Raw genomic sequence first — 25,371 nt, 5'->3', positions numbered from 1 at the left:
AACTGAAGCCCTCAAAAAAAAAGCTTACATAGGGAGGAATTTTATTATGGCTTTTGAACTTCCACAATTACCGTATGCATATGATGCATTAGAACCACACATCGACAAAGAAACAATGAACATTCATCACACTAAACATCACAACACATATGTGACAAACCTGAACAATGCTCTAGAAGGCAACCAAGAACTTCTAAGCAAAAGCGTTGAAGAAATCGTCGCTAACCTTGACGCAGTACCTGAAGCTGTTCGTACAGCTGTACGCAACAATGGTGGCGGACATGCTAACCACACTTTATTCTGGGAAATCCTTTCACCTAACGGCGGCGGGCAACCAACTGGTGAATTAGCGGATGCTATCACTTCAAAATTCGGAAGCTTTGACAGCTTTAAAGAAGAGTTCGCTAAAGCGGCTACTACTCGTTTTGGATCTGGCTGGGCTTGGCTTGCAGTCAACAATGGCGAGTTGGAAGTAACAAGTACACCGAACCAAGACAATCCATTATCAGAAGGAAAAACACCGCTTCTTGGATTGGACGTTTGGGAACATGCTTACTACCTAAACTACCAAAACCGCCGTCCTGAATACATCAATTCTTTCTGGAATGTTGTAAACTGGGATGAAGTTGCAAAACGTTACAGCGCTGCAAAATAATATATAAATAAGTAACAAAAGACGGGCCCTTTTCAGGGGAACCCGTCTTTTTTTGTTTCTGTATAAATGGCTTTTAAGGAAACAGTATAAGGGCAACTACTTCTCTGTCTTCGCCATCCTGTCTCGCCAATCGAAGAGTTTTCTTTATACTGTTTCTGAATTAATAGGAGGTCTTTTTTTTAGGAAAACAGTATAAGGGCAACTACTTCTCTGTCTTCGCCATCCTGTCTCGCCAATCGAAGAGTTTTCTTTATACTGTTATTGATTTTATTCGAGAGAGAGCTTTTTAGGAAAACAGTATAAGGGCAACTACTTCTCTGTCTTCGCCATCCTGTCTCGCCAATCGAAGAGTTTTCTTTACCTTTTTTTACATAAATTCTTTTGTTTTTTCAAACACTAGAGTGGAATTTAAAGGAGAGTTAAAACAATGGGTATTTTAGAGAGATGGTTGGGTGAAGCGGGAGGGAAGAAGGATTTGCACCTCCTTTTGTTTATTGGCGGGCTGTACAGCCTGAGTATTGCTTTATCCAATACATTCGTTAATGTGTACTTGTGGAAACAATCCGGTCAAATTGTTGATATTGCCGTATATAATCTAACCGTGGTGCTTTTTCAACCGCTTACCTTTGTCTTTGCTGGCAGGCTGGCGAAAAAAGTGGATCGAATCATTGTTTTGCGTCTGGGTGTTATCTTTTTGGCCCTATTTTATTTATCTGTCCTATTGGTAGGCACACGGGCAACGGATTTCCTTTGGTTGCTTGGTGGACTGTTAGGAATCGGTTATGGGTTTTATTGGCTTGCCTATAATGTCTTGACTTTTGAGATAACTGAACCGGAAACAAGGGATTTCTTCAATGGCTTTTTAGGGATTTTATCATCACTTGGGGGAATGGTCGGTCCGATTCTTTCAGGGTTCATCATTTCGAGGCTTGAAAAATTCACGGGATATTCCATTGTATTCGGATTGTCTTTGCTATTGTTTTCCATTGCGGTGTTTCTTAGCTTTTCGTTAAAAAGACGTCCAGCACATGGCAGATACTGTTTCCTTCGGATATTGCAGGAACGGAAAAATAATCGGAATTGGCTCTTGATCACTCGTGCTCACTTTTTTCAAGGGATTCGAGAGGGCACCTTCATGTTCATCATTTCGATTAACGTTTTCATTCAGACGGATAGTGAACTTGCCTTAGGGAGCTATGGACTGCTAAATTCGGCCATTTCATTTGTTGCGTATTTTTTTGCTTCACGATATATAAAACAGCCGATGCGAAAAAAGGCCATTCTTATTGGAGGAATCCTGTTGTATGCAGGGGTCCTATTGATTGCATTTGATATCACATTCGGGAAGCTTCTCATTTATGGGGCGATTGTCGCTTCCGCTTACCCTATTCTTTTGGTCCCTTATATATCATTGACTTATGACATTATAGGCCGTGCTTGGAAAGCAGCGGAAATGAGAATTGAATATATCGTTGTCCGGGAACTGTTCGTTCATATTGGAAGGATTGTATCGATATCAGGATTCATACTTTCCGTCATGTTATTCGACCTAAAGGAAGTACTGCCGATCTATCTGTTAATCGTCGGGGCAGGGCATACCGTGATATATTGGTTTGTACGAAAAATCGATATCATTGACCAAGATTGAAAAAGAGGCCTTAGAGGCCTCTTTTCCAATATCAGGACTTACGGTTTTATGAGCCGTAAGTCACTTTTTATGTGAAGTTCGTTAGATGTTTAATATTTCTAGAACACTAAGGTAGAAAAAAATATAAATGTTCTATAGAATAGTATAGGACTTATTATGACTATGTAAAAAGGATGTGTGGCTTAGTGTGAATAAAAAGAAAAAGAAAAAGACGCATGTGCCTTTCAGATTGAATATTCTTTTCTTTTTAGTGTTTGTTTTGTTTTCCGCTTTAATTTTACGCTTGGGTGTTGTACAGATTGTTTATGGTGATGATTACCGGCGTGAGATTGAAAGAACAGAGGAAGTGACCGTGAATAATTCGGTGCCCCGTGGAAAGATGTATGACCGGAATTTGAAACTGATGGTCGATAACCAACCACTGGATGCAATTACATATACACGAAAGCAAGGTACGAAACAAACAGAAATGGTGGAAACAGCTGAAAAACTCGCGAAGTTGATCGAAAAAGAAACAGATAAAGTGACTGAGCGCGATAAAAAGGATTTTTGGATTTTAAATAATCCAAAGCTGGCCGAGAAAAAGATTACCGATAAAGAGAGGAAAAAAGTGGAAGAGGGCGAGATGGAAGAAAGTGATTTGTATAAGCTTCAGCTTGATCGGATTACTGAAGAAGAAACGAAGCTTTCGGAAAAAGATCTTGAAGTTCTTGCCATCTATAGGGAATTTGCAAGCGGATATGCCCTTACCCCGCAAATCGTGAAAAACAAGAAAGTAACAAAAGAAGAATTCGCCAGGGTGAGTGAGAACCTTGATTCTCTCCCAGGGGTCGATATATCAACAGATTGGGATCGTTTTTATACATATAATAAAACACTTAAATCTGTATTGGGTAAAGTTTCCTCATCTGAAGAAGGATTGCCTAGTGAAAGCCTGAACTACTACCTTGCACGTGATTACAGCCGGAATGACCGTGTAGGTAAGAGTTATATCGAGATGCAATATGAAGATATCCTCCAAGGGCAGAAAGCGAAAGTAAGGAATGTGACCGATAAATCAGGAAATGTTGTCGATTCCGAGGTGATTACTGAAGGTTCGCGAGGGAAAGATCTTATATTGACAGTTGATATGGATTTACAGCTTGCAACAGAGGAAATCATTGAAAAGCAATTGATTGCCAAGAAAAAAATGGGTAACACCAAATTCTTGGACAGGGCCTTTGTCGTCATGATGGATCCCGATACAGGGGAAGTATTGACGATGGCTGGCAAGAAATATGAGAAGGACCCAAAAACGGGAAAATCCTCGATTGAGGACTTCGCATTAGGAAATATCACGACTTCCTATACAATGGGCTCTGCGGTTAAAGGAGCTACCGTTTTAACCGGTTATCAGCAAGGTGCGATCCAGCCGGGTACGTACTTTTATGATACAAAGCTGAAAATCAAAGGTACACCAGCAAAAGGTTCATATAGTGACTTCGGGAACATTAATGATTTGACCGCATTAAAAGTATCTTCGAACGTTTATATGTTCAGAACGGCAATTAATATTGCAGGTGCGCATTATGTGCCGAATGAACCTTTGAATATTAGTTCAAGCGCCTTTTCGACCATGCGGAATTCATTTGCCCAGTTTGGCTTGGGAGTCCGCACGGGGATTGATCTTCCGAATGAAATGAGTGGATTCAAAGGTTCCGACGCATCACCTGGTAAACTACTTGACCTTGCTATCGGACAGTACGATACGTACACACCGATGCAGCTCGCGCAATATGTTTCTGCCATCGCAAATGGCGGTAACCGGATGAAGCCGCATATGGTTAAGGAAATCCGCGATCCGGTTGATAATAATGAGGAATTGGGACCTGTTGCCGAAGACGTTGCGCCGAATGTCCTTAATCGTCTTGATATGAAGGAAGAATGGATTGAACGTGTTCAGAGCGGTTTCGAGAAAGTTGCGATGGAACAAGGCGGAACGGCTTATACCTATTTTGGGAATAAATCGTATACAGTGGCAGCTAAAACCGGGACGGCGGAAGCATTCTATGACGGACCGAATCGGATGGATTATAGCGAGCCACAAGAAACGATGAACATCACCCTTGTTGGCTATGCCCCAGCTAAAAATCCAGAGGTCGCTTTTGCGGTCGTTGTGCCGTGGGCATACCAAGGGCATACGGGCCACAGCATGAGTAAAGAAATAGGTGAAGAAATCATGGATACTTATTTCGAACTAAAAAAAGAACGGGCTAAGAAGGAAAATACCGAAACTTCGACTGATTTGAAAGTGGAGAATGGTAAAGACGTTCAAAAGGACCAGGCTGAAGTTAGAAAAAGCCAGGAAAATGAATAATAAGTTAAAACACGTTTTTGGGTAAAACCGGAAACGTGTTTTTTTGCATTTTAAGACCTAGATCAATACAGTTATTTCATCTTTACAATTAGAACACAAAAATTTACTGAATATTTACAAATGCTTTAAACGGGGTTTACAGTCTAAAAGTATGATTTGGTTGTAGGACAAAATATTCATATAAAATTCTTAGGGGGATTTACAAATGAGACGTTTCAAAGGTATGGCAATGACTGTAATGATGGGTGGAGTAATTGCAGTAGCGGCGGGTTGTGGATCCGATGACACTAAGACAAGCAGCAGTGAAGGAAAAGGATCAGGCCAATTGCAGGGAGAAGTGATTACGGATGGGTCTTCAACGGTCTTTCCGATCATGGAGGCAGTTGCCGAAGAATATATGGGTACACAGCCTGATGTGAAGGTTTCAGTGGGATCGTCAGGAACAGGTGGGGGATTCAAGAAATTCATCGCTGGTGATACGGACCTAGCCAATGCATCCCGTCCGGTCAAGGAAGAAGAAAGTGCCTTACTTGATGAAAAGGGAGTTAAATATACAGAATTGAAACTGGCATTTGACGGTATTTCAATCGTCGCCAATAAAGATAATGAATTCATCGATTCACTAACAGTTGAAGAACTTCAAAAACTGTGGATTGATAATGGAAAGGTGAAGAAATGGTCTGATATACGTCCTGAATGGCCGAAGGAGGAAATTAAATTCTACTCTCCGGGAATAGATTCAGGCACATATGATTATTTCAATGAAGTGATTCTTGAAGAAAAACCGATGGTGGAAAATGCTACGCTTTCAGAAGATGATAATGTCCTTGTACAAGGTGTAGAAGGTGATAAAAATGCGATTGGATTCTTCGGTTATGCCTACTATGCAGAAAATAAGGATAAGTTAAAGATCATTTCCATCGACAACGGCAAAGGTGCTGTTAAGCCAACGAATGAAACGATTAAAAGTGGGGAGTATGCACCATTGTCACGTCCACTTTACACGTATGTATCCAATAAGTCGGTAGCTGAAAAAGAACAAGTCGCAGATTATACTCAATTCGTCATTGAAAATGCAGGAGAGCTTGCTGAAGAAGTGGGTTATATCAGCCTGCCTGAAGAAGAGTACCAGAAAGATCTTGATAAATTAAAAGAACTGGAAAAATAAACGATATTACAGGCTACTGAAATCCCGCCTTGACTCGATTTAGGCGGGGGTAACAGCTTGTAAATCCAAATATTGCTTGTCTGAAATGGAGGATGCAAGTTGGAACTTAGAAAAACACAAACCTATTCTGTACAGCAAATGATCCGGGAAAAGAATAGCAAGAAAAAAATGAATATGGAAAAAGTCATCCCTAAGCTTTTGTTCCTTACGGCGGCAATTTCCGTTTTTACGACAATCGGGATCATCCTGACGCTTATATTTGAAACATTTATCTTTTTTGACAGAGTATCTATCGTCGAATTTTTTACGGAAGCTAAATGGCTGCCATTTGCATCTGCACCTACCTATGGGATTATGCCCCTTATCGTTGGAACGTTGAAGATAACAGTCATAGCAGCGGTGGTTGCAGTTCCAGTAGGACTTGCAACAGCCATTTTCTTGAGTGAATATGCATCAGAGAAAACACGGAGAATCATCAAGCCGATTTTAGAAGTTTTAGCTGGGATTCCTACTATCGTTTACGGCTTTTTTGCCTTAACTTTTGTAACACCGGTTTTGCGGGATTTATTTCCTTTCCTCGACATGTTCAATGCCCTAAGTCCTGGGATCGTTGTAGGTATCATGATCATGCCGATGATAGCCTCTTTGTCGGAAGATGCCCTTGTATCAGTACCGAAGTCGATTCGCGAAGGTGCGTATGCTTTAGGAGCAACGAAACTCGAAACGACAATTAAAGTGGTATTGCCAGCAGCCATTTCTGGAATTGTGGCATCCATCGTTCTTGCTTTATCCAGAGCGATCGGGGAAACCATGATTGTGAGTGTTGCCGGTGGCTCGACCCCAAATATGAGTATGGATGTCACTTCATCGATCCAAACGATGACTGCTTATATCGTACAGGTCAGTTCGGGGGATGCAGGGTATGGGACAACGATTTACTACAGCATATATGCGGTTGGAATGACACTGTTCGTCTTTACGCTACTCATGAATTTACTGGCGCAGTTCATCTCTCGCAAGTTCAGGGAGGAATATTAAGACATGAAACTGATAAACAAAAGTCATGTTGCAAAAAAAATGCCTGCTAGGCTGGCTGTTAACACGATTTGTAAAGGATTATTCTTCTTGGCAACATTGGTTGGCCTCCTCGTAGTGGCCATCTTATTTTATCGGATATTCACTCAAGGAATTGGCAGTCTGAATGGGGATTTCCTTCAGAATTTCGCTTCCAGGAAACCTGAAGAGGCTGGTATAAAGGCTGCGCTGATCGGTTCAATTTGGTTGATGGTAGTGGTGGCTCCAGTTTCCCTGCTGCTTGGTGTTGGAACGGCCATTTATTTAGAGGAATATGCCAGGAAGAATTGGATCACCACTTTTATCAAAGTGAATATTTCCAATCTGGCAGGTGTCCCGTCAATAGTATTTGGACTTCTGGGCTTAACGGTTTTCGTTCGTGCTCTAGCCTTGGACCGGTCCATATTGGCAGCAGGCTTGACCATGAGCCTACTAGTTCTCCCGGTCATCATAGTAGCTGCCCAAGAGGCCATACGTGCCGTACCTCGTGATTTAAGGGAAGCATCATTTGGAATGGGTGCAACTAAGTGGCAAACGATATTGAAAGTGGTCCTGCCTGCTGCGATACCTGGCATTTTAACTGGGGGGATACTTGCTTTATCACGTGCAATCGGTGAAACGGCTCCATTGGTGGTGGTTGGCATACCAATGTTCATCGCCTTTTTACCTCAAACGGTCATGGATACATTTACAGTGCTGCCAATGCAAATCTATAATTGGACATCCCGTCCACAGGAGGAATTCCAGCAGGTTGCTGCCGCGGGAATCATCGTTCTACTCATCCTGTTAATATTCATGAATTCAATTGCGGTTATAATTCGAAATAAATTCCAGAAAAGATACTGATAGGAGGAAGGAAGCATGAATATGACCTTAACGAGAGAAAAAGAGTCACCGGCAATCGGGATCGAAAATGTCGGATCAGCTACCTTGACGGAAAAGGTGTATGAAACATCCAATCTCAATTTATGGTATGGAGAAAACCATGCTTTGAAAAATATTAATCTGGATATGCATCAAAATGAAGTGACCGCCATCATAGGGCCTTCAGGTTGTGGGAAATCCACCTACATCAAAACATTGAACCGAATGATAGAGCTAGTCCCGGATGTGAAAACGACAGGTCAGATTAAATATAGGAACAGGAATATCCTCGATCAGTCCTATAAGGTGGAAGATTTAAGGACACAGGTAGGAATGGTTTTCCAAAAGCCTAATCCTTTTCCTAAATCAATTTATGAAAATGTTGTATACGGACCAAAAATCCATGGAATTAAAAATAAAAAAATCCTTGATGAGATCGTTGAAAAGAGTTTAAAAGGGGCAGCGATTTGGGATGAAGTGAAAGACCGACTGCATGAAAATGCATATGGACTTTCAGGTGGACAGCAACAGCGCCTTTGTATTGCCAGATGTTTGGCAATCGAACCAGATGTCATATTAATGGATGAACCGACTTCTGCCCTTGATCCGATATCCACTTTGAAAATAGAAGAATTGGTCCAAGAACTGAAAAAGGATTTCAGCATCATCATCGTTACCCATAACATGCAACAGGCAGCACGTATCTCTGATAGAACAGCCTTCTTCTTAAATGGGGAAGTCATCGAATATTCTGATACAAACACCATCTTCTCTAATCCGAATGATAAAAGAACAGAAGATTACATTACCGGACGCTTCGGTTAAAGAGAAAGGGAGATGCGATAATGATCGTTCGTGAAAATTTCGAGCTTCAATTGAAAGAGTTACAGGAGAAAATCGTGAAGTTGGCTAATTTAGCTTCAAGTGCCATATCAAAATCATATGCCGCACTGGAAAACAATAATGTGGATGATGCCCTTGAGGTTATTGATGATGATACAATCGCTGATTTACTGGAAGAGGAAATTAATGACTTTGCGATTTTACTGATTGCTAAGCAGCAGCCGGTTGCGATTGATTTAAGGCGTATCATTGCTGCCATAAAAATCGCCTCTGATATTGAAAGGATGGCGGACTTTGGTGTGAATATCGCTAAATCAGCCATCCGAATCGGTGACCAGCCATTTATTCTGCCTTTAACACCATTAAAGCAGATGCATGATATTACTTTAAAGATGATTCAACTTTCAATAGAAGCATTTGAGAAGGAAGATGTTGTTCTTTCAAGGGAAATCATTGAAATGGATGATGAGGTTGATCGCTTTTATGGAGAGATGATTCGAAGTCTCCTTCGCCTTTCGGATGAAAAAAACCTTCAGCAGGTTACACAGCTTTCCTTAATTGCTCGATATTTGGAAAGGACAGCGGACCATACAACGAATATCGCAGAGAATATTTACTTCCTGGTAAGAGGGAGATATATCAGCAGGAATGAATGACCCCATCCTAATTGAAAAAAAAGAGAGGCTTTTTCTCGGACATCGTCCATTTAAAAGTCTCTCTTTTCATTAATGGGTCAAAGTATTGGCCAATTGTCTATATGTCATATTATTCGTAACAACAAACTCGCCGATTTGTATTTTTTTTGAGAAATCATGGTCATTCATGTAAGCTTTAAATTCAGCAGAATCATCAATGATTTTTTCCTTGGCAAGGCTATCGGCAATTTCGGTTGTGGTCATATTCGTTTTCACTTTAATTGTATAGGTGACGATGGAGGGATCCTTGGAGGGATCTTTTTTTGAAGCCTCTCTCTCCATTAAATCTTTATCTGCATCCTTTGTTTGGACGGTCTTTTTAGCTTCCTCCGCAGTGGGAGTGGTGCCTTCGAATAATCCGGTTCCATAATAAAAGCCAGCAAAGATTGTTGTTGTAAAAATGATACCGGCGGAAAGACCTTGCAGTCTTGCTTTGTTCATTGTCATTCACCCCGCAATCTTTGCTGCTCGATCACTGCAATGGTTTGTTCCTTCGTTAACGAGGATTGTCTAGCGATCTGGTCCAAAGAAAGACCTTGACTATATAAAGATAGAACCTGGCATTTTAGAATTTCATGAATGGGTTCGATATCATTGGAATTGACAGTTGATTTATCCTTTACAGGGGGAACAGGTTCATCCTGGATTACGAATTCCTCTTCGAGAATCTTCACCTTCTTCTTTAATTGGTAAATATCCTGCATATACGTTAGTGTCATCTGCTCCAAATCTTCTTCTAATTTGGCAACTTTATCTTTACCGAAAAAGGAAATGATGAGAAGGACGATTGCTAATGAAAAAAGAAGGATGATAAGTGTTTCCATGATTTCACCTCAGATGATAATTTTCGACATATACTTATATTTTACACATATTTTTAAAAAATTGGAGATTTTCATATTTTTATATTTTCGGAAGTTGACCTTAAACTTCATTTATTGTCTGTTTTGTTTCAAATATTGTCGAAAAGCCTTAAAACAGTCGTTGAAGAAAAAAAATTAGGCATTAAAATGGGAAAAAAACCTTTGTGAGATAACATACATAAAATTCGACAAAATGTGTTTATTGTCCATCAGCCAATTCAGTGCTAACATAAAGATAGAATAAATCGAAAAAACAAAATATTTTGAATAGTTAAAAATCGGTAAAACTATAAGAAAATGGTGTGCAGATTCTAAAGTGGATTGTTTCACTGTCAGCGCCTAACGATAAGTTATATAACGATAAAGAAGGGGAAGGGATGATTATATGAATTCGCTATTCGCGTATATGCCGCAGGATAACCAGGATATATTTCGTAAGGGATTAAAGGCTGGGTTATGGATGGAGGGGAGTTTTGATTGGTATCCTGAGGAAGACATGATGAGTCATCCTAATGGAGAGATCCGGACACTTTCACAAACTTATACCCAAGGTCAGGTGACCTTTTCGAAGTTCACGATTAGAAATACCTCATTCGAGACTAGGCGCCCTAAAGTGTTTTTTCACTATGAAAACGCTTTCGAAAGGCAGGCTGTGGCTTTTTACAGTCCGAATGAACGGGCGATTTTACATGTAGCCCCTCAATCGATTGCCTTATTGGGTGGATTGGTGAAAGGAAAAAGCATCTCTCAATATTGCATCCAAGGTAAAGGTAGCCTTTATCAAGAGGGATGCTTCAAATCATTGAAAGAAGGGCTCCTGGCTTATTCACCGCTCGCCAAAGGTGAAGTTACCAGCGTGTTTACGCTAGAGACGGAAATCTTACCGAAAGAATGTGTGGAAGCTGTGGCTTGGATCATTCATGCTGAAACGAAAGAAGAAGCGAAAGTGATAAATAATCAGCTCCTCCTGACGATGCAAAACGTAAACAATTAAGGATTCAAAAAAGTTAATGTCGGATTTCCCAAAAAACATACTAGCAATTCGCATTGAATAATGCTATTATAGAAAAGTCCTATGTGAAAAAGTCAATATGTTTGGAGGGAAATACACAATGCGCGTAAATATTACATTAGCTTGCACTGAATGTGGAGACCGTAACTATATTTCTAAAAAAAATAAACGTAACAATCCAGACCGTCTTGAGCTTAAAAAATACTGCTCAAGAGAAAAACGCAGCACGACTCACCGTGAAACAAAGTAAGCAACAGGATTTTTCCTGTTGTTTTTTTTATGCATTTTTTTAATCCCTTGTACCTCTCTTTCCTTTAGTTAATATTTTCAGAATGCACTAATGATTCGGCGATTTCCGACACCGTATTTTCGTAAATGAACAAATATTATGAGATAATGATAGAAGTAGACTAAAGGAGTCGGAAGAGATGAGAGAAAACAAGAATAAGCTCCGCCAAGAAGTTAGGTCCCGTTTAATGGAGCTGACTAAAAAGGAACATGAAGAACTATCGAACAGAATCGCTGAAAACTTATTTTCACTGGAGGAATGGAAAAAAGCTAAAACCATTGGCATTACCATCTCCATTCCGCCTGAAGTTCCAACGGTACGGATCATCGAACAAGCATGGAGCGAAGGAAAAGAAGTGGCAGTACCAAAATGTGATCCTGAAAAAAAGACAATGGAATTCAAGAAAATATCGTCCTTCAATCAGCTGGAGTCTGTATATTATGGATTGCTTGAACCAGTGGCTGAAACAGCCAAGGCTCGCAAAGAGGAATTGGATGCATTGATCGTACCTGGTCTTGCTTTTACTAAAGAAGGGTATCGCCTAGGCTTTGGAGGGGGCTATTATGACCGTTTCCTATCTTATTACCGAGGAGATACATTGGCCCTTACATACGAGCTTCAATTAATGGATGAACTCCCGATAGAGGTTCATGATATAGCGGTCAGCAAACTCATTACCCCATCCAGGGTTATACGCACGTACGCCCATTAAGAAGAAGTTTATTAATTATCACTTTTAGCTCATAAAAATCCTGTCCTGTATCACACTATTGATAGGAGGGATTGTTATGCTTCGATTAATTATTCAAATCTTCTTGGTTGGTTTAGCTGTTTATGCAGGGTATAAAAACCGGTACCGCCTGATTAATGTTGCGCTGTCCAACGGCATATTGAGAAGATTTCTAGTGACTAAATCCTTGGATATGCCAATGTTCAGGGATAAAATGATGCAAAGCATGTTCAGTCAGACCAAATGAGAATGCAGGCATTTTAAAAAGGAACCTGATAAGGGGGTTCCTTTTTTTATTTATAAGGAGCGGGAAAGCAGTCTCCTTTTTTACTTTTTACTTGATTTCGTCTATAGTTTTAATTAAAGAAACAGAAATTTTTAGAAGCTTAAGTTTCATTGGAAAGTGGGGAAGGCATTGGGATTTAAAGAGGATTATTTGTTTTGGGAAACCATAAGGGAGTTGTCTGCCCATTATGATTATCGAATGATCACTGTCACGGAAAACCATCAGGAGATTTGGCTTGAGAGCGATAAGGATAAAGAATTTCCAGTCATAAGACTCATTCGACATGATTTGGATTGGGCTAATTGGCTGAAACGCGATATCGACCGAACTTTGCAGAATGGGGAAAGTATCAGAAGGAAATTATACAAAAAGCCCATTAACATATTAAGCATCTATGTTAGTAAATTCGCCCCGGTGGATGATCATGACTTTAGTTCACGCGTGGCTTCCTTTAAAAAAACGAATGTTAACACGTTTCTTCTAACTTGTGAAAACTTTCAAGATTCGTTGCAAAACCTTGAACATGTTTTGAAAAAACCACTTTCAATTCAAGTTCTTGAAGAAAATGAAATAGATGAGGAAAAGATTCTTGCAGTAAAGAAAGACGCCATCTCGGAGTCAGTCAAAAAGGCTAAGGCTGAGCAGAAGGTATTTCAAAATGCCAATAAGCCATTCTTTACATATATATTCATGGCGTTACAAATAGCTGTGTTCATCTTGATGGAGTTTAATGGGGGCAGCACCAATTCCAAAACCTTGATTGAGTTTGGCGCTAAATTTTCCCCTTATATCATACAAGGGGAATGGTGGCGGTTCTTTACACCGATGATCGTCCATATTGGGTTCATTCATTTATTGATGAATACATTTTCATTGTATTTGATCGGTGCTGAAGTTGAAAGGATTTACGGTAATGCCAGGTTCCTTTTCATCTATATATTCGCTGGTTTCGCTGGAACTCTAGGCAGCTTCATCATGACCCCGAATCTTTCCGCAGGGGCGAGCGGAGCCATTTTTGGCTGTTTTGGGGCACTTCTGTACTTTGGCATCGTCTATCCGAAATTATTCATGCGCTCGATGGGCTCATCGGTGATCGTGTTGATCATCATTAACTTAATATACGGTTTCACCGTTTCGGGAATTGATAATGCAGGGCATATCGGAGGTTTGATTGGAGGGTTCTTTGCTGCAGGCGTGGTCCATCTGCCAAAATCCAAGAATTTCTTTCGGCAGCTGGCTTTTCTGATAGGGACGGCGATACTGACCTATGGCCTGCTTCAGTTTGGTTTCAATCATCAGGAAAGCGCAGCTATAGATGATAATGCCATGGCCATGCTCGCCCAAAAGTATATTGATGATGATGAAGAGGGTAAAGCGGAAGAGATGTTAATCAATTATGTTGATGCAAATCCTGATGCACCGCTATCGCTTTTTATGCTTGGAAATTTATCTTTTGATAAAAAGGACATATACAAAGCTAGGGATTATTATGAAAAGGCGATTGAAAGTAATCCGGATTTGCATGAAGCCCATTACAATCTAGCCTTAGTCTACATGAATCTCGAATCATTCGATCAAGCTAAGGAGCAAGCTGATCAGGCTATTGAGCTTGCCCCGGATAATAAGTCTTACACTAAACTGCTAGCAGAAATTGAAAAGCGACTATAACTTTTGTCGCAGCATGATTGGGGTACCGTCTTTCAGGGTAAACAAAACAAGTATTTCACTTTGATTCTTTGCCATAAGCAATAGGGGGATGGTGCTGCCTTGTGGACTCACAGTGGATCCATCCTCCTTTTTTATTCCCAACACATAATTTTTGTAAAGTCCTTCCCACAGTTTCCCCACAATTTCCTCCCGTTTGAATTGGGGGAAGGCAGCAAGCCATTGATTTTTCTTTGAGGGCAGATCTGTTAAAGAGATGATTTTGTACTGATCCAGATTAACCTGAAATGCTTGACCGGCTTTCTCCAAACCATTTCGGACCGTTTGATCTGTCAAGCCGTCCAGCGTTTTTTTCCACTGAATCTGTTCTTCTGAAAGGGGACGGTGAAAATATTGAAAAGCCGGTGTCGTTACTGCATAGAGTTTATCTTTACTGAGCTGCTGGGCACTGGTGAAAATTGTGTCACTCGGATGAACCTCTGCATAATGAAACGTAACCGCTTCATAACGCCCACTCTCGGTTTCTTTAGATTTCGCTTTTTGAGAGAGGTCTTGTTTATTTTGGCGCCAATTTTTTAAAGCTCCTGCCAATTCTCCATTTTTGTATAAAAGCGATACGTCCTGACGTAAGTAAGCAGGCTGGTCCAACGAAGAATCCACCCTCCAAGTGATGGTATAGGTGGAATCCCCGGTACCCTTCGGTGTCAGATGGGTGGAGGCATGTTCAAAATGGAGCGAGGAATCGATGGGAAAAAAAATGATGGTTTCCTCTGTCCTTTTATGATTTGATAAATAAAGGATGACAAAAATGGTGGTCAAGACCAAAAAGACGGTATACTTCAATTGTACTTTCATTTTTCCCCTCCGTTTTCACGCGTGATGAATGGTTTAAAAACAATAAGCCGTTAAATCAAATCGAAAGAGTCCACATTCTTGATATTTCATCATATGAATACAGTTGGACATGTATGAGGGGGATGGGGGAAATTATCAAAAGGGGAAATTGGTGCTTGTTACAAAGAGGCTGATTCGATATACTTTCCTAAAGAAAAGAGTAAAGAGGTTTACGATGAAAACATATTATGAACTTCAACAATACTTGAAAAGATTCGGTACATTTATCTATATTGGTGATCGCTTAGCCGAGCTTGAACTGATGGAAGCCGAAATAAGGGAAATCCACCGTATGCAGATGATGGATACGAAAGATTATCAAATGGCGATCCTTTTAATTAGGCAGCAATTGTCTCATGAAAGGGAAAAACAGAAAAAAATTGATAAAAAAGGTGAGAATGATGGAAAAGTGGCTGATGGGTGTGGATTTAGGCGGTACAACTACCAAACTGGCTCTGATCAATTTATACGGAGAGATTATTCATAAATGGGAAATCAGCACGGACATCTCCGAAAAGGGAAAATTCATTACGATTAACATAGCCAAAGCAATTGATGCGAAGCTCCTGGAACTTAATGAACCGAAGAGTAAGATCGTAGGGATAGGGATGGGTGCTCCCGGCCCTGTGAAATTTGTTAACGGTTCCATATATGAAGCCGTCAATCTAGGCTGGAAGGACTATCCTTTAAAAGATTTATTGGAGGTGGAGACCTCTCTGCCAGCTGTGATCGATAATGATGCCAATATGGCAGCTTTGGGAGAAATGTGGAAAGGTGCCGGTAATGGTGCCAAAGACCTCGTTTGTGTCACTCTAGGAACGGGTGTAGGCGGCGGGATCATCCATAATGGGCAAATCGTCCATGGTACCAGTGGGGCTGCTGGAGAAATAGGGCATATAACGGTCGTAACGGACGGAGGGGCACCATGCAATTGCGGCAAGACTGGTTGTTTGGAAACGGTTGCTTCGGCAACGGGAATCGTCCGTATGGCTTTAGAAGCCTTGAATACCGCCGATGAAAAGTCATTGCTTCAGCAGAAAGTCGACGAGGGAAATGCGGTTACTTCCAAACTGTTATTCCAATGCGCTGCAGCAGGTGATTCTTTGTCCAAAGCTGTGGTGGATAAGGTAGGCAATTACTTGGGGCTGGCACTATCACATGTTGGGAATGTCATGAATCCAGATAAAATCGTCATTGGTGGGGGCGTTTCACAAGCGGGTGACATTTTGCTTGATCCTGTCCGTACTGCCTTCGGAAAGTATGCATTCAAACGGGTTAGTAAATCAACGAAAATAAGCCTGGCCACACTAGGCAATGATGCAGGGGTAATAGGTGCAGCCTGGCTCATTAAAAGCCAACTGAATACGTGATTCCTTGCTGCCCTGTGGCAAACAGGCTTATAAGAAATAAAGATGGAATCTTCAAAAAAGTTCCCTCGTTTTGAGGGATGGGGGGCAATCGTTCCTGCTTTTGCATAGAGGGGGAGAACCATGACCCATGATTGAGGCGCTCTGGACCATGGCTCCAGCGCTTCTTCGATGAGGAGGGACCAGGATTGAAAAGGGTCTTCAAAAAACAGGGATATTCATTGTTTTGGGTCGTATTAATTTCACTTTGGCTTAAAACATATATTGCTTATAAAACAAGTTTTGAGATAGATATTGATAATTGGCTCCAGGAGTTCATACTATTCATCAATCCTGTCAGTTTCCTTTTACTTACTCTTGGCGTGAATATATTTTTAAAAGAAAATAGAAGGCCAGCATACTTATTGATCATGAGTTTTTCCATCACCTTCGTCCTCTTTGCCAACCTTGTTTTTTTTCGCTTTTTCAATGACTTTTTAACCATTCCCGTTCTTTTTCAAACGAGCAATATGAACGACCTTGGAAGCAGTGTACATGAATTGATCAATCCGAGTGACCTATTGTATTTTGCCGATATTCTTATCTTGATGATGCTGCTGAAATACAAACCAAAAACATTCCATGAATGCCGATACAATCCAAAGGATCGTAAATTCTTTATGTTAATGGCTTTGGGAGCGACATTTTTTAACTTGGCTTTAGCGGAAGTGGCGCGTCCTGAATTACTGACAAGAACGTTTGACCGCGAAATCCTCGTCAAGAATATCGGTACGTACCATTATCACCTCTATGATGCCATATTACAGACGAAATCATCAGCTCAGCGTGCCCTTGCGGATGGCAGTGAATTGTCGGAAATTGAAAATTATGTCCGTGCCAATCAAAAAGAGGTTAATGATGATCTGTATGGTCTGGCAAAAGGCAAAAATGTGATACTTGTATCATTGGAATCCACTCAAAGCTTTGTCATCAATAGAACTGTCAACGGTGAAGAAATCACTCCTTTTCTGAACGAATTCATCAAAGAGAGCTATTATTTCAATAACTTTTATCACCAAACTGGCCAGGGGAAAACATCCGATTCAGAATTCATTATTGAGAATTCCCTCTATCCTTTAGGTAGAGGTGCGGTATTTTTCACTCATGCCCAAAATGAATACAAAGCCACCCCCGAAATCTTATCGGAAAAAGGTTACTATACGGCTTCCTTGCATGCCAATAATAAAAGCTTTTGGAATCGTGACATAATGTACGAATCTCTTGGGTATCAACGGTTTTATGATAGTGATGAATACAAAGTCTCTGAAGGGAATTCAATCAATTGGGGGTTGAATGATAAATCGTTCTTCAAGCAATCAATTTCTCACTTGAAGAGGATGCCTGAGCCTTTTTATGCCAAGTTCATAACGTTAACCAATCATTTTCCATTCACTTTGAATGAAGAAGACCGGACATTGGAGCCATACGACTCAAATTCCAAAACATTGAATCAATATTTTCCGACCGTACGTTATACGGACGAAGCCTTGGAACGATTTATCGGTGATTTGAAACGTGATGGATTATATGAAGATTCCATTATTGTACTATATGGGGACCATTATGGAATTTCGGAAAATCACAACTCTGCCATGGGCCAGTTCCTTGGGAAGGAAATCACGCCTTTCGAATCCATACAACTTCAGCGTGTCCCGCTCATCATTCATGTCCCCGGGCAGAAGGGAAAAACGATTTCCACCGTTTCCGGCCAAATTGATGTAAGGCCGACTCTCCTTCATTTATTGGGGATTGAAAATGATGATTATATCGAATTCGGCAAAGATCTATTTTCTGAAGAGAATTTACAATTCACCGTTCTTCGCGATAGCAGTTTCATCACGAAGGATTATCTCTATACGATGGATACCTGCTATGATAAAAAGACCGGAGTTGCGACTGAAAAGGATTCATGTGAGAAGTATTTGGAAAAAGCGAAGCAGGAGCTTGATTACTCCGACAAAATCATTTACGGGGATTTGCTCCGATTTTATGAGCAACGTTGAAAAATGAAACCTGGCGCAATCCAGGTTTTTTTGTTTTTTCAGGAGAATCAGTACCCATTACAATTATGAAACACGTGAGACTTCCTGAACATCTTTCTGTCTTTTGCTTCATAAAGATAAAACTATGAAGGGGGCGGAGGCTGAATGAAAGTCGTGAGCAGAAGCGGGGATGATTTGGCATATTACAGTCAATTGTTCCAAATTCCTCGGGTTTTGATAGAGGATGCCAATCCCGCCATTACAGGCGGGGTTTTGCCAAATGGCATGGAAGTACAGATACCTGGATACATTGTTCAGGAAGAGTCCCGGTCAGATATCGATTTTGCCGAAATCGCTTTACAATATCAGCTGCCCATCGATGGGGTATCATTGTTGAATCAAAGTGGACAAAAACCTTTTTCCGTACCCGTCCGGGTCATGAATCCCGTGATTGTCACCGACAAGCCCTATGATTATCAATCACTTCTTGACGATCTTGATATTCTATCTTTTCATTACCCCTTTATTAAGGTTGAATCGATCGGGAGGAGTGTGTTGGGCAAAGAACTCCTTGAGGTAAGAATCGGTCAAGGTGATAAGATCATACATTATAACGGTTCATTCCATGCTAATGAATGGATCACTTCGGCGGTCTTGATGAAATGGCTGAATGATTTTCTGCTGGCAGTAACGAATGATCGTACACTTTGCGGAATGGATTGTATGCCCTTCTATCGGGATATGACCATTTCGATGGTTGCAATGGTGAATCCGGATGGAGTCGAGCTTGTTCTAAAGGGGGAGGAGGCGGCAGAGGGGAAAATCGATGTTTTAAAAATAAATAATGGCAATCATGCCTTCTATGCTTGGAAAGCCAATATTCGCGGTGTAGACCTGAATAATCAATATCCTGCCAATTGGGAGATTGAAAAGCGTAGAAAGATTCCAAAAGCCCCTGCCCCAAGAGATTTTCCAGGAGAGACCGCGTTATCAGAACCAGAAGCATTGGCCATGAAGGAGCTGGCCATAAGACGGAATTTTGAAAGAGTGCTTGCACTTCACACCCAAGGAAAAGAATTCTATTGGGGATATGAGGGACATGAACCTGAAGAGGCAGCGAATGTTGCAAGGGAGTTTGAGGAACGCAGCGGATATCGGGCCGTACAATACGTTGACAGCCATGCCGGATATAAAGATTGGTTCATTCAGGAATTCAAACGCGGCGGATTCACAATCGAATTGGGAAAGGGCATCAATCCGCTTCCGCTATCCCATTTGCCTGGGATATATGAAGATACCGTCAAGATTTTGATGGCAGGCCTTTATATGTGATACATTTCCGCTAAGGGATATACTGCCAAAAAAATATAAGATCATTATTCGCCACATTTTCTCTTTTTTACTTTATAATGAAAGTCGTAAGGATTCGATTGGTTAATCCTTACTCTCTTTCTAATGTCTCGCTCACATATGCCAGGCGTTTTTAGTTTTGAAGTGGGAGGTGTGTGGAGATTAAAGTATCCAAAGCAGCACTTTGTAGGCGGCTTTCCATTTGTAGGATGTTGTGTTTCATCCCATTATTTATCTCCACTATCCTTCTTATCTCGGCTTGTGAGCCTTCCAAGGACCTTAGTAAACCCGTAAATGATACGGAAAAAGAACACTCCCAATCAAACCTGGAAACTTCAGTAAGCAATTTAAAGGTCCCGACTGCAGAAACGGAAAAAATCGAAGCCATTTTTGGATGGCTGGATTCTAAAACCATTTTATATTCTGTGAAGCGGGATGGTAATGAATTATCCCAGTTGATGTCATGGAATTTGGAAACGAATGATACTTCCGTTTTCTATCAGCCGGCTTTAGCGTTTTCTGAAGTATCGATCAGTCCGTCTGGTACGCATATTTTGTTATCGTCCTTCACCTCTTCAGGTAAAGCATCAATCACAATTCTCGATAAAACGGGAAATCCACTCTATTCCGTGGCGATCCCAGCCTATGAATTAGCTTATGAGTGGAATTCATTTAAAGATGGCCGGTTGTTTTTATCGAGTTTTTATGAAGATTGGACCTACAACAGTTATGTGTTGAATCCAGATGAACAAACAATGGAAACTCTGGACTTTCCACAGCCCTTTGCTCAATGGGCAAGTGAAAAAGATTTGATGTTTCTCGATTGGGACAGGGAAGAACCTGCTTTGACGGCACCCCTAGAAAGAAAAGCGCTTAATGGGGATGGAACGGACAGCCTTATGCTCGATGTCATTCACTTTAAAAAAATGAAACAAGCGCTGATGACGATTCAAGTGGAGACAGAAAAACAAGATCGGGGTACATATGCATTTTATGATCCAACAAACAAGCCGATCCACTCTTTTTCCGTGCCACTATTGAAAAGCTTTTCAGATTGGGTGATTCCATCCTATGATTTCATTGAAAAAAACAAGGAATTGATAACGTTTATTCCTAATGAATCAAAAGATGCGGACCAATATGAGGGAAGGTTTACCTTAACTAAATTAAATTGGGAAAAAGGCACACAAGAAGAATTGATGAAGGACATGGAAAATGAACCATTAAGCTGTTCGCTTGATGGCAACTTCTGCTTATATGGATATCAATTTGAGAAAATCATTGATATGAAAACCCATCAAATACAAAGATTGTTCAAACAAACATGATGACCTATAACAAAAGCTCGCCGGATGGCGAGCTTTTTTCTTCAATGGGCAACTGGAAAACCGCTGTTGATGACAGTCATGACAGTGAACCAGCCAAACACGACTGCACTGCCGGCAGCAAAAATGAATCCTAAGAAGTTTCTCTTTTTTAATGAGGTAAACACAGCTACTACTCCTAAAATAGCCACAAGTCCGAAAACTACCATTAATATCATGTCAAAACCCCCTTTTTTCGTAATGAATACCTAATCCCTAATAATATACCCAGAGAATAAAGCAACTACCAAAAATATGTAGAAAAGATTGCATTTGTTAATATCTTAATATTTTTTCAATTATTTGTCGAGGTTTAATAGGTGACACTTCTATGACTTGAGTAAACTGGATTAACATTAGCAGCTTAATTAGTGTAAGATGAAGATAGAAAATCATATTGGAGTTGATGGAAATGAAATGGACACAAATTCCTCTAGGCCCGCTGCAAACGAATTGTTATGTAGTTTCCGATGGGCAGGATTGCATCATTTTTGATCCGGGTGAAGAGCCACAGAAAATCATTCAGTACATACAAACAAAAAATTTAAAGCCTTTGGCGATCTTATTGACACATGCCCATTTTGACCATATCGGTGCTCTTGATGCTATTCGGGATCATTATGGGATACCTGCATATATTCATGAAAAAGAGGCCAAGTGGCTACTTGATCCCGCATTGAATGGTTCCCAAAATTGGTTCCCGGAAAATCCAATGCGCATGAAGCCTGCCGATCACTTCCTGGCAAATGAGCAAGAACTTACTATTGGGGGATTCACTTTCGAAGTATTCGAAACCCCCGGACACTCACCAGGGAGCGTTTCGTATTATGCGAAGGAGCAACGTCTCCTCTTTTCAGGGGACGTCTTGTTCCAAGGAAGCGTAGGCAGAACCGATTTAATAGGCGGAAGCGAGGCAGTGCTGTTAAATAGCATTGAAACGAAGCTGCTGACACTTTCTGATGATACGATCGTTTTTCCTGGTCATGGGCCTGTCACGACCATTCTGGATGAAAAGAATACTAATCCCTTTTTGAGATAATGACTTTTGCAGGTGCCATATGGCACCTGTTTTATTTTAAGTGCTAAATTATGTAAAAATATTGAAATGGGTCATTTCCGGAACTATACTGAATATAAAAACCGGGGTCTTACCTAGTGTGCATGACTTTGATTCTGCTCTGAATTAAGTGTTGCTGGAAACTTTCATTTGTAATGATGGCACGCTTTTGACTGCGAGATGAAAAAATTGAACATTTTGTGAACTTTAAAATTTAGTTTTGAGTATGATTGTCGATAAAAAAACTTATTTATGTGTTTTATAAAGAAAAGGAACGCTTAATCATATGATGGAAGATCATGGAGACGGAGGCATTGTGTTGAAAAATCACGTAATGGAATTGATTGCAGGAAGCCCCCAAAAAAGAATTTCCTATCATGACTATATGGAAGCTGTGTTATATGCGCCAAATATAGGCTACTATGTACGCGCAAAAAAGAAGATTGGCTCAAGAGGGGATTTTTATACGTCTGGCAATGTTGGGGATGCTTTTGGGAGATCACTGGCCAGATGGTTCGTTTATTTAATAAAAAGGTGCGGAGTTTCACCAAGAATCATCGAGGTCGGCGCAGGTGACGGTAAGCTCGCTTATGATATCCTCGTTTTCATAAAGGAAATGGAACCGCAGATATGGGACTCTCTGACTTATATCCTTGTGGATGGCAGTCCATTTCATAGAAGGCTTCAGCAAGAACGTATAGGGATGTTCAAACAGGCAGTTTCTGCTGCCAGTTTAGAAAAACGGACGAATGTAAATGGAATCGTCTTTTCAAATGAACTTTTCGACGCGTTGCCTGTACATGTGATTGAAAAGTATAAGGGAGCCCTGGTAGAGGTATTCGTCACTGAAAAGGAAGGCGATTTGGTAGAAGTGAGGGAACCTTTGGACAACCCTGACATTCTATCTTACCTTACAGTACGAACTATCACCTTAAATGAAAAACAACGATACGAAGTTCCGCTAAAAATGGTCCGTGAATATGAGAAGATCGTTTCCTGTATCGAATCCGGCATTCTCCTTACAATTGATTATGGCTATACCGAAAGGGAATGGAAGGAGCCAGCTCATCTTCAAGGGAGCTTGAGGGGCTATTATCAGCATCAAATGATTAAAGATCCACTCATGTATCCTGGTGATATGGACTTGACGACACATATCCATTTTGACACATTAATCGAAATTGGAAAAAGAAAGGATCTTACCAATCAGGGGCTTTTTCTTCAAAATGAATTCTTGCTAAAAACAGGGATACTTGAGGAATTGAAAGACCATAAGGGTACTGATCCATTCTCCATAACGGCAAAGCGTAATCGGGCAATTCGGGGTTTAATCGTTCCAGGGGGATTTAGTGAACATTTCAAAGTGTTGTTTCAATCGAAGAATATAGCTGAATGTGTAAGGATCTTTCCTGAATGGTGACAAGTAAAAACCCATGAATCAACATTCATGGGTTATGTAATATTGCTTGTCCTTAATGCGCAGTACCCGGAGTCATCATAAATACGCTCCAGTAGGAAAATCCTGCAAAGAAAACGGTAAGATAGGCGCCGAAAACATAAATATACATGCGCTCAGATAATTTCAAATAACTTAAAAGTACAAAAAAGATCGTTTGTGCAAAGAAAAGCAAAGACGTTTGATGCATATGGCCAAGATAAAAGAAAATTGCCATAATTCCTGTCCAAAATCCACATACTCTGAACATGCGTTCCACCCGAATCCCTCCTTGTGTCTAGTCGTGTACATTCTAAATAATTATAAATGAAATTGTAAGGTAATGTAAAGGATGCCTTTTGTTTCTATATGAGAACCGAAGCCTGGTATGAGCATGTTGCACAATTAGATATCATACTTTCTAATTCCACAATATTGACATTGTCAAACAAGGCTTCGAACATACCTTCTAAAAATGAATTGTGCATGGAGCAGATTGTCCTTGGCTCCACTTCAGTAACTTCCTTAAACGGGCAATTGAAGATACGGAAGTATATTTTCTTTTCTTCTTCGCTTGCTTGTATTTCAGGAGATAACCCTGCGATCATAGCCGCATTTTTAAGCATGTTGACTTTTTCCGCAAAAGCTATTCGATCGATCGACTTCGAGTTCAGGGCCAGTTGGTGATTGATTAGTTCCTCCCCGAAAACTTTTCCCGTTTCATAAAGAGCCTGTTTTCCTTGTTCCCCTAATGTCATCAACGACTGGATTGCAATCCTTGAAAGCAGCTGATAGTTCCTATATGGAAAGTTAAGCTGAATGACTTTATCAGATAATCGATAAAGCCGGCTCGGGCGACCGCCTTTCCCGGTCTTTCGGGCATCCGAGGTCAACATATCGATATCTTCAAGTTTTGACAAATGTAGACGGGCAACATTTGGATGGATGTTAAAAGAATCGGCGATTTGCTGTACCGATACATCGCCATGGTTGTTCACGATATGCTGATATATATAATATCTGGTGGGATCTGCTAACACGTTTGTTATTTTTAACGTTTGTTCCATTACACCCTCCTGTATTCCATAGTTTACCTACGTTCATTATAATGCAGGCAGAAAAAAATGGAATAATAGAAAGTGCTAACTCGCTTTAGTTTAAAAAAAATTCACAATTTAAACCGTTTTATAAAGCAAAAAGTATACATTAATTGTACAAATATTACACAATGATTATATAGATTATAAATGTATACAAATTGTGAACGGGGAGTGATTAGTATGGCACAGTTAACTTTCTTTTCGTACCCAAGTTGTACATCTTGCCGAAAAACAAAAAAATGGTTAAGGGCCAATCATGTTTCCTTCGATGAACGACATTTATTCAGAGAAACTCCAACTGCAGAGTTAAAAAGTATTCTTGAATTGACAACAGAAGGACATGATGAAGTCTTAGCAACAAGAAGTGAAGCTTACAAAGACTTACAAGTTAATATTGACGAAATGATGCTTTCTAATGTCATCCAATTATTAACAAAAGAACCGAAGTTATTAAGAAGGCCCATCCTCATAGACGGGGAAAAACTGGTGATAGGCCATAATGTAGACGCATTAAGAAATTTGGTTTCCCAAAGGCTTGATTTGAAAATGAGCGTGTAAGATGATGATTCTCGAAATTTTTTTTCGGGAAATTTTTTTATTCTGAAGGAGGAATTTGTCGTAGGTTGTCGAATCCT

27 protein-coding genes are annotated in these 25,371 nt (G+C 40.4%); 21 read left to right on the top strand and 6 right to left on the bottom strand.

The annotated features are described in order from the left end of the window. Window positions 1-46: 46 nt before the first annotated feature. The 8 genes from sodA to phoU all read left to right on the top strand — a co-directional run bounded on the left by sodA (window position 47) and on the right by phoU (window position 9,264). The gene (gene sodA / locus J7E52_RS04310) at window positions 47-655 is read left to right on the top strand and encodes a superoxide dismutase SodA (RefSeq protein ID WP_034308436.1); all 609 of its coding nucleotides are present in this window, start codon (window positions 47-49) and stop codon (window positions 653-655) included. Window positions 656-1,082: 427 nt separating this feature from the next. Then, a complete protein-coding gene (locus J7E52_RS04305) occupies window positions 1,083-2,303 on the top strand; it encodes an MFS transporter (RefSeq protein WP_214743855.1) in 1,221 nt (406 codons plus the stop codon). 187 nt (window positions 2,304-2,490) lie between these two features. Then, a complete protein-coding gene (locus J7E52_RS04300) occupies window positions 2,491-4,659 on the top strand; it encodes a peptidoglycan D,D-transpeptidase FtsI family protein (RefSeq protein WP_214743854.1) in 2,169 nt (722 codons plus the stop codon). Window positions 4,660-4,864: 205 nt separating this feature from the next. Further along, window positions 4,865-5,827 carry a PstS family phosphate ABC transporter substrate-binding protein gene (locus J7E52_RS04295; RefSeq protein ID WP_214743853.1) on the top strand — a complete coding sequence of 321 codons (963 nt, stop codon included), beginning with the start codon at window positions 4,865-4,867 and terminating at the stop codon, window positions 5,825-5,827. A 138-nt stretch (window positions 5,828-5,965) separates the two neighbouring features. Beyond that, entirely contained in the window at window positions 5,966-6,865 is a 900-nt protein-coding gene (gene pstC / locus J7E52_RS04290; RefSeq protein WP_214744113.1) for a phosphate ABC transporter permease subunit PstC, read from the top strand. 3 nt (window positions 6,866-6,868) lie between these two features. Then, complete coding sequence (gene pstA, locus J7E52_RS04285) at window positions 6,869-7,747, top strand: phosphate ABC transporter permease PstA (protein ID WP_214743852.1); 879 nt, start codon at window positions 6,869-6,871, stop codon at window positions 7,745-7,747. A 15-nt stretch (window positions 7,748-7,762) separates the two neighbouring features. Beyond that, window positions 7,763-8,590 (top strand): phosphate ABC transporter ATP-binding protein PstB, encoded by an 828-nt coding sequence (gene pstB / locus J7E52_RS04280; RefSeq protein WP_214743851.1) that lies wholly within the window; start codon window positions 7,763-7,765, stop codon window positions 8,588-8,590. Window positions 8,591-8,610: 20 nt separating this feature from the next. Continuing rightward, entirely contained in the window at window positions 8,611-9,264 is a 654-nt protein-coding gene (phoU, locus tag J7E52_RS04275) for a phosphate signaling complex protein PhoU (RefSeq protein WP_214743850.1), read from the top strand. A 69-nt stretch (window positions 9,265-9,333) separates the two neighbouring features. On the opposite strand, the gene J7E52_RS04270 is transcribed toward phoU, so the two are convergent. After that, window positions 9,334-9,744 carry an endolytic transglycosylase MltG gene (locus J7E52_RS04270; RefSeq protein WP_214743849.1) on the bottom strand — a complete coding sequence of 137 codons (411 nt, stop codon included), beginning with the start codon at window positions 9,742-9,744 and terminating at the stop codon, window positions 9,334-9,336. Window positions 9,745-9,746: 2 nt separating this feature from the next. After that, window positions 9,747-10,127 (bottom strand): hypothetical protein, encoded by a 381-nt coding sequence (locus J7E52_RS04265; RefSeq protein WP_214743848.1) that lies wholly within the window; start codon window positions 10,125-10,127, stop codon window positions 9,747-9,749. Between the two features lie 424 nt (window positions 10,128-10,551). On the opposite strand from J7E52_RS04265, the gene J7E52_RS04260 reads away from it, so the two are divergent. From J7E52_RS04260 to J7E52_RS04240, 5 genes are all read left to right on the top strand, one after another. After that, a complete protein-coding gene (locus tag J7E52_RS04260) occupies window positions 10,552-11,160 on the top strand; it encodes a hypothetical protein (RefSeq protein ID WP_214743847.1) in 609 nt (202 codons plus the stop codon). 118 nt (window positions 11,161-11,278) lie between these two features. Further along, complete coding sequence (gene rpmG / locus J7E52_RS04255; RefSeq protein ID WP_028391797.1) at window positions 11,279-11,428, top strand: 50S ribosomal protein L33; 150 nt, start codon at window positions 11,279-11,281, stop codon at window positions 11,426-11,428. 178 nt (window positions 11,429-11,606) lie between these two features. Continuing rightward, the gene (locus J7E52_RS04250) at window positions 11,607-12,179 is read left to right on the top strand and encodes a 5-formyltetrahydrofolate cyclo-ligase (RefSeq protein ID WP_214743846.1); all 573 of its coding nucleotides are present in this window, start codon (window positions 11,607-11,609) and stop codon (window positions 12,177-12,179) included. A 76-nt stretch (window positions 12,180-12,255) separates the two neighbouring features. After that, complete coding sequence (locus J7E52_RS04245) at window positions 12,256-12,444, top strand: hypothetical protein (protein ID WP_101222568.1); 189 nt, start codon at window positions 12,256-12,258, stop codon at window positions 12,442-12,444. Window positions 12,445-12,612: 168 nt separating this feature from the next. Beyond that, the gene (locus J7E52_RS04240) at window positions 12,613-14,151 is read left to right on the top strand and encodes a rhomboid family intramembrane serine protease (RefSeq protein WP_214743845.1); all 1,539 of its coding nucleotides are present in this window, start codon (window positions 12,613-12,615) and stop codon (window positions 14,149-14,151) included. Here the strand turns inward: J7E52_RS04240 and J7E52_RS04235 are convergent. After that, entirely contained in the window at window positions 14,146-15,003 is an 858-nt protein-coding gene (locus J7E52_RS04235) for a hypothetical protein (RefSeq protein ID WP_214743844.1), read from the bottom strand. The genes J7E52_RS04240 and J7E52_RS04235 overlap by 6 nt on opposite strands. Before the next feature lie 214 nt (window positions 15,004-15,217). Here J7E52_RS04235 and J7E52_RS04230 point away from each other — a divergent pair, with 214 nt between their 5' ends. The 5 genes from J7E52_RS04230 to J7E52_RS04210 all read left to right on the top strand — a co-directional run bounded on the left by J7E52_RS04230 (window position 15,218) and on the right by J7E52_RS04210 (window position 21,108). Then, window positions 15,218-15,529: a YqgQ family protein gene (locus tag J7E52_RS04230; RefSeq protein ID WP_214743843.1), complete on the top strand. Its 312-nt coding sequence runs from the start codon at window positions 15,218-15,220 to the stop codon at window positions 15,527-15,529. Further along, window positions 15,441-16,412: an ROK family glucokinase gene (locus tag J7E52_RS04225; RefSeq protein ID WP_214743842.1), complete on the top strand. Its 972-nt coding sequence runs from the start codon at window positions 15,441-15,443 to the stop codon at window positions 16,410-16,412. Before J7E52_RS04230 ends, J7E52_RS04225 begins: the two co-directional genes overlap by 89 nt. A 185-nt stretch (window positions 16,413-16,597) precedes the next feature. Next, on the top strand, window positions 16,598-18,451 hold the full coding sequence (locus J7E52_RS04220; RefSeq protein WP_214743841.1) for an LTA synthase family protein: 1,854 nt from the start codon (window positions 16,598-16,600) through the stop codon (window positions 18,449-18,451). Window positions 18,452-18,595: 144 nt separating this feature from the next. Continuing rightward, the gene (locus J7E52_RS04215) at window positions 18,596-19,762 is read left to right on the top strand and encodes a M14 family metallopeptidase (RefSeq protein WP_214743840.1); all 1,167 of its coding nucleotides are present in this window, start codon (window positions 18,596-18,598) and stop codon (window positions 19,760-19,762) included. A 173-nt stretch (window positions 19,763-19,935) separates the two neighbouring features. After that, window positions 19,936-21,108 carry a YqgU-like beta propeller domain-containing protein gene (locus J7E52_RS04210; RefSeq protein WP_214743839.1) on the top strand — a complete coding sequence of 391 codons (1,173 nt, stop codon included), beginning with the start codon at window positions 19,936-19,938 and terminating at the stop codon, window positions 21,106-21,108. A gap of 41 nt (window positions 21,109-21,149) precedes the next feature. Here J7E52_RS04210 and J7E52_RS04205 read toward each other — a convergent pair whose 3' ends face one another. After that, the gene (locus J7E52_RS04205) at window positions 21,150-21,323 is read right to left on the bottom strand and encodes a DUF2759 domain-containing protein (protein ID WP_101222560.1); all 174 of its coding nucleotides are present in this window, start codon (window positions 21,321-21,323) and stop codon (window positions 21,150-21,152) included. A 233-nt stretch (window positions 21,324-21,556) separates the two neighbouring features. Between J7E52_RS04205 and J7E52_RS04200 the strand changes: the two genes are divergently transcribed. Both J7E52_RS04200 and J7E52_RS04195 read left to right on the top strand, forming a co-directional pair. Then, complete coding sequence (locus tag J7E52_RS04200) at window positions 21,557-22,183, top strand: MBL fold metallo-hydrolase (protein ID WP_214743838.1); 627 nt, start codon at window positions 21,557-21,559, stop codon at window positions 22,181-22,183. A 337-nt stretch (window positions 22,184-22,520) separates the two neighbouring features. Beyond that, window positions 22,521-23,621 carry a class I SAM-dependent methyltransferase gene (locus J7E52_RS04195; RefSeq protein ID WP_214743837.1) on the top strand — a complete coding sequence of 367 codons (1,101 nt, stop codon included), beginning with the start codon at window positions 22,521-22,523 and terminating at the stop codon, window positions 23,619-23,621. 52 nt (window positions 23,622-23,673) lie between these two features. On the opposite strand, the gene J7E52_RS04190 is transcribed toward J7E52_RS04195, so the two are convergent. Together J7E52_RS04190 and J7E52_RS04185 are read right to left on the bottom strand one after the other, a co-directional pair. Next, a complete protein-coding gene (locus J7E52_RS04190; RefSeq protein ID WP_076365317.1) occupies window positions 23,674-23,916 on the bottom strand; it encodes a DUF2626 domain-containing protein in 243 nt (80 codons plus the stop codon). Window positions 23,917-24,001: 85 nt separating this feature from the next. After that, the gene (locus J7E52_RS04185) at window positions 24,002-24,703 is read right to left on the bottom strand and encodes a helix-turn-helix transcriptional regulator (RefSeq protein ID WP_214743836.1); all 702 of its coding nucleotides are present in this window, start codon (window positions 24,701-24,703) and stop codon (window positions 24,002-24,004) included. A gap of 213 nt (window positions 24,704-24,916) precedes the next feature. Here J7E52_RS04185 and J7E52_RS04180 point away from each other — a divergent pair, with 213 nt between their 5' ends. Beyond that, window positions 24,917-25,294 (top strand): Spx/MgsR family RNA polymerase-binding regulatory protein, encoded by a 378-nt coding sequence (locus J7E52_RS04180; RefSeq protein WP_214743835.1) that lies wholly within the window; start codon window positions 24,917-24,919, stop codon window positions 25,292-25,294. Window positions 25,295-25,371: the final 77 nt, after the last annotated feature.

The sequence above is a fragment of the Bacillus sp. ISL-34 genome (assembly GCF_018613325.1).
Taxonomy (GTDB): domain Bacteria; phylum Bacillota; class Bacilli; order Bacillales; family DSM-1321; genus Peribacillus.
Note: the sequence above shows the minus strand (reverse complement) of the source record. Positions and strands in the feature narration are given on the sequence as shown.